Consider the following 11,848-nt stretch of genomic DNA (forward strand, 5'->3'; position numbering starts at 1 on the left):
TACGCATAGAAAAAATATAATTCCCTCAACTACGGAAAAACACAGGGCAGAGAATAATGACAATGCCTGTTGATGCCATTCTGGTTGCTCAAGGAGCAGAGTACAAGTCTGTTTGCAAAGGATTAAATCGCGCTGCAGTTCCTACACCGCCCGTTTTCCCGATTCCTATGGGACCATCAGCATTAACGAAATATCTACAACAATGGCTACAGGCTGGGCACTTTTCTGAGCATTCCCAACCCAGAGTTTTGCTAATGGGTTTATGTGGGAGTTTGTCGCCCAAATACGGCGTTGGAGAGGCTGTCCTGTATCGAAGTTGCGTTTCTCCCATTGCAGAAGAAAATAAAAAGGCTACTGAACTTTTCTGCAATCCAGAGTTAACAGAGATACTGCAAAAGAAATTGCAAGACAGAGTTTTCACAGGAGTTGGTTTGACGAGCGATCGCCTCATTTATTCTGCCAGTGAAAAACTGCAATTAGGTCAAGTTTATAATACTGACGTTGTAGACATGGAAGGATATGCAGCCTTACAAGTTTTGAGTGAGTTGGGAATTTCTGTAGCAATGCTGCGAGTTATCAGCGACGATGTACGCCATAATATTCCAAACCTCACCAATGCTTTTCATGATGGTTCTTTACAGGCATTTCCTTTAGCAATGGGACTACTCAAACAACCAATTGCGGCAACTCGCCTAGTTTCTGGTTCTCTTAGGGGATTACGTATCTTACAGGATTTAACAACTTTTTTGTTTAGTCAATAGACCTCCTGCAAAAGTCGATTTTTTGAATGTCAAACCACAGATGGACACAGATGGACACAGATAATTAACTAGTGTTTGTCTGCGTCCAATGCTTTGTGTATCTGCGGTTCAAAATACCCTTAAATTGGATTTTTGTAAGAAATCTAATAGCTTAAATAGTTATTTTGTTAAGAGTATTATGAATTGCAGGGCAGTTACAAGCTTAAATGAAATAGCCCTGACTTGCTCTATCCACCCTACTTCTGCATCTCCCTATGACATCACCATCAGCAGTTGCTATTTCCATGTGGACTCCCCTGCGTCAGCCGGTGTTTCGTGCCTTGTGGGTGGCATCGGCGGTGTCTAGCATTGGGACTTGGATGCACGATGTCGGCGCAGCATGGTTGATGACAACTCTTGCACCCGATTCACCGTTGTTAGTGGCGCTGATGCAGGCGGCGTCTAGCTTGCCGTTTTTCTTGCTGGCGTTACCAGCAGGAGCGATCGCCGATGTTGTTGACCGCCGTAAGATGTTGCTATGGACGCAGGGTTGGATGCTGGCTATGGCGAGTTTATTAGGTGTGCTGACAATAGCTCACATCACAACTCCGTGGATACTCTTAGGACTGACCTTTGCTCTAAGTATCGGCAGTTCAATGAATATGCCCGTTTGGCAAGCTGTCACCCCCGAACTGGTACCAAGAGAAGAACTGCCGCAAGCTGTGACTCTCAGCGGCATTGTTGTGAATTTATCTCGCTCAATTGGTCCAGCGATCGCGGGGATAATCATCGCCACAGCCGGAACAGGTGTTGTTTTCCTGCTGAACGCTGCCTCATTTGTGAGCGTGATACTTGTAATTTATCGCTGGCAGCGCAGGCATGAAAAGAGTGCCTTACCTACAGAACGTGTCGTAGGAGCAATGCAAGCAGGCGTACGTTACATCCGTTATGCCCCAGTTTTTCAGTCTGTGCTGATTAGAACTGTTGCTTATATTTTCTTTGCTAGTGCCTTGTTTGCCCTACTGCCACTGCTGGGGCGTAAAGAGTTGGGGCTGGATGCGTTTGGCTACGGTGTCGTTCTTGGCTTTTGGGGCATTGGTGGGTTAGCAGGAGCGTTCATTTTACCCAAAGCACGGCAGAAGCTTTCCAGCGACAGGGTGGTGGCGCTGTCATCCCTGCTTATGGGCGTGATGATGCTGGCGCTGGCATTTTTCCGCATCGTACCACTGGTTTGGGTAGTGATGCTGCTAGTGGGAATTTCCTCCCTCAGCGTTATGGTTAGTCTCAATGTCGCCGCGCAAACAGCAGTTCCTACGTGGGTGCGTGCCAGAGCCTTATCTGTGCAATTGCTTGTGTTCCAGGGAGGTATGGTGCTGGGCAGTCTTTTGTGGGGTGCTTTAGCTCAACGGACAAGTATCTCAATAGCCCTTGCTAGTGCCGCTGTGGGATTAATTGTGTGTGTTTTGCTAACAGTGCGTTATCGTCTTCGCTGTGCTGAAAAATTGGACTTGCAGGCGTCCCTGCACTGGGAGCAGCCACGCATCGCTTTTGAACCGTGCCCAAATGATGGTCCTGTCTTAATTACCCTGGAGTATCGCATTGATCCAGCAAACGCCGAAGAGTTTACCAAGGTGATGCAGGCACTCAGTCAAATTCGTCGCCGTGATGGCGCGATTCAGTGGGGCGTGTATCAAGATTTATCAGACCCTGGTCGCTTTGTGGAAACAGCGCTTGTGGAGTCTTGGGTAGAACACAAAAGGCAATTTGCGCGGGTGACGAATGCAGATAAAGTGATTGAGGAACGAGTCCGCGCCTTTCACATTGGCAATGAACCGCCTAAGGTTTCGCAGATGATTTATTCAAATCCTGACAAACATCCCTGTTAGTTTCCACTTTGGTCCTGCGCCCATTGAGGCAATTCGTGAGATACACGCGATAGGCTCAATTGTGTTAGCCACTGCAACAACCGTTTGTGAAGCAGAAATTCTTGTTGAAGCAGGAGTCGATGTCATCATAGCCCAGGGCTTTGAAGCCGGAGCTCATCGCGGGACCTTCGCGGTACCTTATAAGTTAAGAGTTGAAACCAAAGTCTATCTCCTCACAACCGCTTGCAACAGACCGCCAATTACGTTTGTCGGTCTGCTCAACTGGATTGATTTGATTACACGTTGTTAGGATTTGGTGCAGGGTAAGCGCATCGAATTTTGTGCTTAACAATACAGACTAGTGAGCGAAAATATGAGTTTGTGCCTCAAATTTAAGTATGAAATGCGCTTTCTGCTATTAACCTTGTAAGCGATAACTACAAACCCATACTTCATCCAAATGAAAACCGGGATAACAGTATCAAACCCCACCTAGACAGCAACTAGGTGGGGTCTTGATGAACAGGAGTTACGCAGTGAAACGAAAAATGAAGGTTTTTGAACGAATGTACGCTGAAGGGAAGCGTTTCGCCTGCGGGCTTCCCCGGTGGGCAGTTGCTACCCGGAGGGAAGCAGCTACGCGTCTACTTTGTGTCTACAATGCAGGAAGGAAACCTCCAAGGACGGACTACCCTCGCGTTGAATTGACTGGCGTGCTAAAGGTGTAATGGCTTGCGCCCTTACGGGTGTAGGGAAAATGCCACAATCGTCACTACACTTCCACACTTGACTCCTCACTCCCAGTCTTAACAAAAATTTTAGTGCGTAGGTTCAAGATTAACGGAAATCTTCAAGGAAAAAACCTGCCGCTACCGCGATCAGTGTCGATGGTCACAAGATGCTCCCTAATGATCTAGAGGGTTTCAATTCCATATACAATCAATGAAATGGAAAACAGGAAAATAGGATAGTTCATCGTCAATGGCAGCGGCAAATATGGCGCAAGCTCAATTAAAAGCCTTTTTGTAACAATTTATAAAGCAAAGTAATAATATTAACGCCTAAAGGACATGAAATTTTTCCGTAATCATTTGGCATTGAGCAGTAGTCATAATTATCCTCGCCAAAGTGAACCTCTGCACAAGTGAATGCTACTGTTGATTACGACCACATCTTACCCAGCAACGGATTTAGGGTACTTACTGCATAAACACCCAGACCGCTGCCAATCTTTTTCTCTTTCCTTTGGACAAGCGCACGTCTTCTATCCAGAAGCCAGTGAGCAACGATGTACTGCGGCGCTGCTTTTGGATATTGACCCAGTGAAGTTGGTGCGTGGACGTAGTGCAAATCTGGAACAATATGTGAACGATCGCCCTTACGTCGCTTCTTCATTTTTAAGTGTGGCGATCGCCCAAGTCTTCAGTACAGCACTTGCAGGTCGTTGCAAAGACAAACCAGAATTAACACAAACTCCTATATCTCTGGTTGCGAAAATATCTGTTTTACCTTGTCGAGGTGGCGAAGGATTCCTGCGGCAGCTCTTTGAGCCGTTGGGCTACACTGTAACTGCCCAAAATCACATTCTAGATGAGAAATTTCCTGATTGGGGAGACAGCAAGTATTACACTGTGGAATTGCAGCATACCCTGCCCCTTGCCGACTTGCTGAGTCATCTGTACGTACTTATTCCCGTATTGGATGACGATAAACACTATTGGGTAGATGATGACGAAGTAGAAAAGCTACTGCGTCATGGTGAGGGTTGGTTAAGGGCGCATCCAGCGCGGGAAGCCATTACCCGTCGTTACTTGAAACGACAACATCGCCTAACTCGCGCTGCTTTAGCACAACTTGCAGAGGAAGACGAACTTGATCCAGACAGTGCTGAAGAAACCAATGCAGAAGAAGAAGCAGCTGTAGAAAAGCCTATGAGCTTAAAGCAGCAGCGGTTAAATGCTGTAGATGCTGCTTTGAAAGAAAATGGTGCAAAACGAGTTATTGATTTAGGTTGCGGTCAGGGGACTTTGTTGCGTATGCTGCTCAAAGACAGCTTTTTTGAGCAAATTACAGGTGTTGACGTTTCCTATCGGGCGCTAGAGGTAGCACAAGAGCGATTAGACCGCCTGCACTTACCTAGCAACCAATCGAATCGCCTACAACTGATTCAGGGCGCACTCACTTACCAGGATAAACGTTTCACAGGATACGATGCTGCTACGGTGATTGAAGTGATTGAGCATCTCGACCTACCACGTCTTGCTGCTTTTGAGCGAGTGTTGTTTGAGTTTGCCCAACCTAAAACGGTAGTAGTGACTACACCCAATATAGAATACAACGTTAAATTTGAGAACTTGCCTGCTGGAAAACTGCGACATAGAGACCACCGCTTTGAATGGACGCGCCAAGAATTCCAGAATTGGGCAAAGCAAGTTGCAGAACGCTTCGGCTACACGGTGCAGTTTCAACCTGTAGGGCTGGAAGATGCAGAGGTTGGTTCTCCTACGCAGATGGGGGTGTTTCGCCATGAAATTTGACGAACTTGACCGCAAAATGATGAAATTAAATATTCCTGAACTTTCCCTGGTTGTGCTTATTGGTGCTTCGGGTTCTGGCAAATCGACCTTTGCTCGCAAGCACTTTCAGCCCTTTGAGGTTTTATCCTCAGACTTTTGTCGCGGCTTGGTGTCCGATGATGAAAATAACCAATCTGCTTCCCATGATGCCTTTGAGGTGCTGCGCTTTATTGCCGCAAAGCGACTGGCAGCAGGTAAAATGACGGTAATCGATGCTACCAACGTCCAACCAGAAGACCGTAAAGGATTCGTGGCATTAGCACGGCAGTATCATTGTTTTCCCGTGGCGATCGCCCTCAACTTACCAGAAGAACTGTGTCACCAACGCAACCAGCAAAGAAGCGATCGCCAGTTTGGTCCTCATGTCGTACGCCGTCACACTCAGTGTTTGCGGCGTTCCCTGCGAGGCTTGGAAAGAGAAGGCTTCCGCTACGTCTACGTCCTCAACTCCCAAGAGGAAATTGAAGCCGTCGAAATTGAGCGTCAACCTCTGTGGAACAACCGTAAGTACGAACACGGTCCCTTTGACATCATTGGCGACATTCACGGCTGCTGCGACGAACTCGAAATATTACTGCAAAAATTAGGCTACGAGAAGGACACGGAGACAAAAAAAGTAGCCGAAGTAGCCGAAGTAATCTCTTTTTCTCCCTCATCCCTCCACTTCCCCACCTACTACCACCCCGAGGGACGCAAGGCTGTTTTTCTTGGTGATTTGCTAGACAGGGGACCACGTATCCTAGATACAGTTAAGCTTGTGCGAAACATGGTTGCAGCAGGTACGGCTATTTGCGTTCCTGGTAATCATGAAAACAAGCTGTTGCGGAAATTACGAGGTAAAAATGTCAAGGTCAATCATGGGTTAGAGCAAACCTTGGCAGAAATTGAGGCGTTACCAGAGGATATACGCAAACCCTTTACTAAAGAACTGTATGAGTTTCTCGATTCCCTCGTGAGTCACTACGTTCTCGACGCAGGGCGGCTTGTCGTTGCTCATGCGGGGTTAAAGCAGGAAATGCAGGGACGGGGGTCTGGTGCTGTGCGCGAGTTTGCCTTGTATGGCGAAACCACAGGTGAAATTGATGAGTTTGGCTTACCCGTTCGTTACAACTGGGCAGCAGAGTACCGGGGTGAGGCAATGGTTGTCTACGGACACACCCCCGTTTTAGAAGCCCAATGGCTCAATAACACGATTGATATTGATACGGGCTGTGTTTTTGGCGGCAAACTGACTGCGCTGCGTTATCCAGAGAAGGAACTGGTGAGCGTTCCTGCTGCGCGCACTTACTGCGAACCTGCTAGACCTATTAAAGGGTTGAGTAGAGAAATTCCAGACAACATCTCTACAAGCTTACAGCAGCAGTTAGATGATGTGCTTCATATTGAAGATGTACTTGGTAAGCGCATTATCACCACCCGACTTTCACCTAACATTAAAATACGGGAAGAAAATGCGATCGCCGCCCTAGAGGTGATGAGCCGTTTTGCTGCTAACCCCAAATGGCTGATTTATCTGCCACCCACGATGTCGCCTGTGGAGACATCTCAAGAATCAGGATATCTGGAACATCCAACACAAGCCTTTGCCTACTACCAAAACCAAGGAATCACTGAAGTTGTGTGCGAAGAAAAGCACATGGGTTCACGGGCAGTGGTCATTGTGTGCCGAGATGAAATAGTTGCCAGAAAACGGTTTGGCGTGGGAAACGAGGGGATTGGTATCTGCTATACGCGCACTGGACGGCGCTTTTTTGACAATCCAAACTTAGAGGCAGAATTTTTGGCGCGAGTCAATGCTGCCCTCTCCCAAAGTGGCTTTTGGGAAACATTTAATACCGATTGGGTTTGCTTGGATTGCGAACTCATGCCTTGGTCAGCCAAAGCACAGGGGTTGCTGCGGAAACAATATGCAGCTGTTGGGGTATCATCACGGCTTGCTCTTGGGGATGCTGTAAGTGTGTTGCAACAAGCACAGCAGCGCGGTGTTGAGGTGAGCACCCAACTGAGTCAGTTTCAAGAACGTGCCCAAATGACACAGCAGTACGTCAGTGCTTACCGCCGCTATTGTTGGTCAGTGGATGATATATCCGACCTCAAACTTGCTCCTTTCCACATTTTGGCAACAGAGGGAACCGTCCACACAGATAAAGACCATCGCTGGCACATGGAGCAAGCAGCGAAAATTGCTCAGTGTGACCCTGAGCTACTGCTAGCAACGACATACAAGGTGATAGATTTGACTGACCCCAGCAGTTTAGCAGAAGGGGTTCACTGGTGGGAAGAACTCACTACCGCAGGGGGTGAAGGCATGGTTGTTAAGCCGATGCAGTTTATTGTTAAAGGCGATCGCGGTATTGTGCAGCCTGCTGTTAAGTGTCGCGGGCGAGAATATCTGCGAATTATCTATGGTCCAGAATACTCAACGCCTGAGAATTTGCAACGTCTGCGCCAACGTGGGTTATCACTCAAGCGGTCTTTGGCTATGCGAGAATTTGCCTTGGGTGTTGAAGCGTTGGAGCGATTTGTTGCCCATGCTCCTCTGCGTCGTGTGCATGAGTGCGTTTTTGGTATTTTAGCGATGGAGAGCGAACCTGTAGATCCAAGATTGTAAAAACTTTTGTAGCCACTAGCTCATTTTAGGGGAAAACAAAATTTGTCTGCAAGTCTTGTAACGTAAATGTTTTGAGGAGCAGATGGCACTTATCCCTTTTAGAGACATTACTGGAAAGCTGGTTGGGAATTCATTCCTAAGACCAGTTGAATTGAAGCTCTGCTAGCTTCCCAAGTCGATTCCACCAAATACTCGCTAATAGTCGCCATCATACCATAGCTGCCTGGGGCTACCTCTAGCAGAATTTCTAATATCACCTCACAAATAATCGGCTTCCAGTAGATTCGCATAACCTTGCTCCAACAACCATCTGAATATAAATACAGCGGCTTTTGACAACTTATGCAGCCTGGCTTACTTTGATGAAAATGAGATTTTTGTCATATGTTCTTGAGAGATGTATTTTCTAATTCAGATTTCCTTGAGCGAAACTCGTGATTGTCTACGATATCCAGAATTTGGTGAAATTCTATCCAGGACAAACCCAACCCGCCAATAAGAACATCACACTCCAAATTTATGAAGGTGAAATCTTTGGTATTTTGGGCGATAACGGGGCGGGCAAAAGTACCCTGATACGCCAGATGGTGAATTTGTTGTCTATTGATTCTGGGGCGATCGCCTTTTTCGGACACAATATCATCAAAGCTCCCCATCTAGTACAAATGAATGTTGGTTATATGCCGCAGGAAAGCGGGGCACTCAACAATTTGACGGTGGGTGAGGCGCTGTTCTTCACTGCTCATTTGCGTGGAATGAGCCGCAACGATGCTCGCAAGGAGTGTGATGCTTTGCTGGATTTATGGCAAATTCAAGAACTGCGTCACAAACCGAGTTCCCGACTATCTGGTGGGCAAAGGCGATTACTGAGGTTAGCTGTAGCAATGGCGGGTTCCCCACCCGTGCTGATGCTGGATGAACCTACAAATGACCTTGATCCCCAACGCCGCAAGCTGGTTTGGGACAATTTGCGCTGTATCAACCAGGAGCAAGGCACAACTATTATTCTGATTACCCATGATGCGATTGAGGCAGAAAAGGCAATCCAACGAGTTGGTATTCTGCGTTCTGGGGAACTGGTTGCAGTAGGTCGTCCAAGTGAACTCAAGCAGCAAGTTGACCGAATGCTACGCTTGGAACTCTTTTTTTCACCAGAAAACCCCCCAACTCTGCCACCCGATCTAACCTTCATTCCCTTGCAACCGGGTCATTGGCGGGTGTTGTTGGAATGGAACCAAGTCACTTTAACCCTTAATTTCCTAAACTTGGATATGGTAGATGACTTTCGCCTGTACTCAGCAACCCTAGAAGATTTGTATCTGCATTATGCACAACAAGCGTAACCCTCCCTCTTTCCTTGTGCAACTAGTGGACTTATTCTTGATGGAATTGACAAACTGGCGTTGGTCGTGGCGGGCTATCATACTCACGAGTTTCGTTGCTCCGATGCTGAGTATCATCGCCCTCGGTAGCTTTGCTCAAGGAACTGGACAGGAAACGCTAGGATACATCTTGACTGGCAATCTTGTAATGACGCTGATGTTTGGCAACTTGGACAAAATGGCATCTCGGTTTGCCTATATGCGGTTTTCTGGAACCTTGGAATATTATGCTACTTTACCTATTCGCCGAGAAGCTTTAATCATTGCTTCAGTTGTGGCATTTTTTCTCCTCTCCCTACCAGCACTATTGGGCATCCTGGGGTTTGGTATCCTGTTTCTCAAGCTTTCGGTGAGTTTAAACCCCATCATTCTATTGGTAATACCCTTGTGTGTCCTACCCCTTGCCGGACTTGGTGCGCTAATAGGGACGAATGCTAGCACGCCACAAGAAAGCGATTCTTTCAGCTTACTCTTGACAATGGTAATGCTGTTTATTGGTCCAGTTATCATCCCAGAGAACCGTTTACCCGATATTCTGGTGAGCGTAGGACGGTTAAGCCCTGCAACCTACGCTGCATCTGCTCTTCGACAAACCTTACTAGGACCAATAACTGGGCAAGTGGTAGTCGATTTGACTGCTTTAGTAGGATTTTCCCTATTAACCTTTTGGTGGGTTGGACTTAAGTTAGATTGGCGACAGCGGTAGATGAGATGCGAAGTAAGGCTTGCAAAAGTTAGCCACAAGACAAGATTCCGTATATGAAGCGCCGCCCACCTTTGCTACTATTGCCAAATAAAAACCCCTTAACCTAAAGCCAAGGGGATAGAGAGTTACCTTGAGTGTAGGCAATGAGCAGCCTAATTGTTCTTAGGTGCCAGTGAAATCAACTTATGCACTTGCAGGCAATTCCGCCTTGTTTGTCGGCGTAAGTCTTGTATTATTTACCAGTAGAAATTCATTCTCCAGCTTATGAGTCTCCCATTGCGTCAAAAACTCCGCCTCACAGTCAGTTTTGCTGCTTTATTAGTTGTCGGTTTAGGCAGTAGCTATTTGTATACTCAGTCAAAAACTAAACAGCTAGCCCAACAACATCCAGCTGCACAGAATTTATCCAAAACTCAGCCGGAAAATTCTGCTCTACCTCAACAGCAGATTTCCTTTGCCTCAGGTCAAGAGAATGCTTTTATTTTTCAGCAAACATCATATGAGAATCAAGACAAACAAAACACTCGTTCATCTGGGCAAAAGTCAGAACCAGTATCAACATATTATCAAGTCATCGATGAGTTGCAAAAGTATAAATTTAGCGTTCAGGGTGGTCAGGTTCTCACTTCAGGAAAACTACCACCTACACTTAAGGTAAATTTCAATCAAGCAGACTTATTAAGCGTTCTCTCCAATACTAGAAAATATTACCAAGACTACGCTTCCGAAGACCCAACTGTTCTACGTACGGGATTACTTGGCGCTCAAGGAGTTAATGTACAAGACATTCTCAAAACCTTGGATTTCATGATTTCTGTGTTACAGGAAGATATTGCCAATAATCGAGCGACTCGTTTACAAGATCCTAATTTTATCAATACCCATTTTCGAGTTATTAAATGGTCTGCATATAACTCTCAAACTCCCGATCAAAAACAATTGCGAATTACAAAATATGCTGTTTTTACTCATCCAGGTTCTCACAAAAAAACATCTACTTATAATACACCAATTTATAGTTTAAAAGATAACTCCAGTAATAATAAATTCTACACGAAATACACAAAACAAGATGTTTTGTCAGGGATTTACGAACCAGGTGGCAAAGAATTTGGTAAGGTGGAGCCGCTTGCTTATCTAACTCGAGAGGGCTTAGAAGAAGCGTTGATGGAGGGAACAATACTGATTAATTTTACTGATGGCTCTAAAGGACTTTTTAATGTAGATAGAAACAATGAAATGCCTTACCTTAGAGGAGTCAAAGCAACAGCACAAAAGCGCTATTGGTATTTTAGAGAGGTTGATGCTATCAAAGGTTATGGATATAAGATAGATGCAAAAATTTCTATCAAACCAGGAGTGACTTTTGCTGGAGATGTCCAAAATATTGGTTTAGGTAGAGTGATTGTTCTTGAGTATACTAAAGGTGGACGCAAACAACTGCAATTGGGAGTTCTGTCAGATACAGGCGGAGCATTTTTACCCAATCTTCATCAACTTGATTTTTTAGCAGGTATTTTTCAGAATCGAAAAGATTTTGACCAGCATATCAGGCAACTGCCTGAATATGCGACAGCATATATCTTAGTGAAAAAGTGAAATGTGAAGGGGACTGGGGATTGGGGATTAGGGATTGGGGATTGGGGGGTACAACACGAAAAATTATGGAAAGGGCAACAAAACCCGGACAAACATGCGTGGACATTTTTCCCCAACAACCGTCGCCAGTCCCCAATCCCGTCGCGCCCATTCATCCCACCACCAAATCAAAAATTATGGTGAGTCCAGTCCTGTTCGCGTAGCGTGTCCGAAGGACATAGGAGGGTTTCCCGACAAGCGGGAACTGGCGAACCCGAAGGGTGGGGCAATTCTGTAGCGACTTGGTAAAAAATTAATAGACAAGATTGCATCTCTTTGATTCCATCTGTGTCCATCTGTGTCCATCTGTGGTTAATTATTCTTTTTTTT

General features: G+C 46.0%; 10 protein-coding genes. 8 read left to right on the forward strand and 2 right to left on the reverse strand.

Features of this window, described 5'->3' with window-relative positions:
- The first annotated feature begins 56 nt into the window (after nt 1–56).
- From AACT52_RS09305 to AACT52_RS09325, 5 genes are all read left to right on the forward strand, one after another.
- Complete coding sequence (locus AACT52_RS09305; protein ID WP_337251575.1) at nt 57–761, forward strand: 5'-methylthioadenosine/S-adenosylhomocysteine nucleosidase family protein; 705 nt, start codon at nt 57–59, stop codon at nt 759–761.
- A 254-nt stretch (nt 762–1,015) separates the two neighbouring features.
- On the forward strand, nt 1,016–2,626 hold the full coding sequence (locus tag AACT52_RS09310) for an MFS transporter (RefSeq protein ID WP_233153893.1): 1,611 nt from the start codon (nt 1,016–1,018) through the stop codon (nt 2,624–2,626).
- A 49-nt stretch (nt 2,627–2,675) separates the two neighbouring features.
- Complete coding sequence (locus AACT52_RS09315) at nt 2,676–2,915, forward strand: nitronate monooxygenase (protein ID WP_233153896.1); 240 nt, start codon at nt 2,676–2,678, stop codon at nt 2,913–2,915.
- Between the two features lie 838 nt (nt 2,916–3,753).
- Nucleotides 3,754–5,142 (forward strand): 3' terminal RNA ribose 2'-O-methyltransferase Hen1, encoded by a 1,389-nt coding sequence (locus AACT52_RS09320; protein WP_073630402.1) that lies wholly within the window; start codon nt 3,754–3,756, stop codon nt 5,140–5,142.
- Between the two features lie 19 nt (nt 5,143–5,161).
- The gene (locus AACT52_RS09325; RefSeq protein ID WP_073630438.1) at nt 5,162–7,792 is read left to right on the forward strand and encodes a polynucleotide kinase-phosphatase; all 2,631 of its coding nucleotides are present in this window, start codon (nt 5,162–5,164) and stop codon (nt 7,790–7,792) included.
- A gap of 107 nt (nt 7,793–7,899) precedes the next feature.
- On the opposite strand, the gene AACT52_RS09330 is transcribed toward AACT52_RS09325, so the two are convergent.
- Nucleotides 7,900–8,082, reverse strand: a complete 183-nt coding sequence (locus AACT52_RS09330; RefSeq protein ID WP_073630404.1) for a hypothetical protein — start codon at nt 8,080–8,082, stop codon at nt 7,900–7,902.
- A 144-nt stretch (nt 8,083–8,226) separates the two neighbouring features.
- On the opposite strand from AACT52_RS09330, the gene AACT52_RS09335 reads away from it, so the two are divergent.
- The 3 genes from AACT52_RS09335 (at nt 8,227) to AACT52_RS09345 (ending at nt 11,479) form a co-directional block, all read left to right on the forward strand.
- Entirely contained in the window at nt 8,227–9,135 is a 909-nt protein-coding gene (locus AACT52_RS09335) for an ABC transporter ATP-binding protein (RefSeq protein ID WP_073630406.1), read from the forward strand.
- A gap of 40 nt (nt 9,136–9,175) precedes the next feature.
- A complete protein-coding gene (locus AACT52_RS09340) occupies nt 9,176–9,880 on the forward strand; it encodes an ABC transporter permease (protein ID WP_233153894.1) in 705 nt (234 codons plus the stop codon).
- Nucleotides 9,881–10,144: 264 nt separating this feature from the next.
- Complete coding sequence (locus AACT52_RS09345) at nt 10,145–11,479, forward strand: hypothetical protein (RefSeq protein ID WP_073630410.1); 1,335 nt, start codon at nt 10,145–10,147, stop codon at nt 11,477–11,479.
- A 167-nt stretch (nt 11,480–11,646) separates the two neighbouring features.
- Here the strand turns inward: AACT52_RS09345 and AACT52_RS09350 are convergent.
- A partial coding sequence (locus AACT52_RS09350) for a hypothetical protein (protein ID WP_233153895.1) occupies nt 11,647–11,848 on the reverse strand: 202 nt, incomplete at its 5' end.

The sequence above is a fragment of the Scytonema sp. HK-05 genome (assembly GCF_963872035.1).
Taxonomy (GTDB): domain Bacteria; phylum Cyanobacteriota; class Cyanobacteriia; order Cyanobacteriales; family Nostocaceae; genus Kalymmatonema.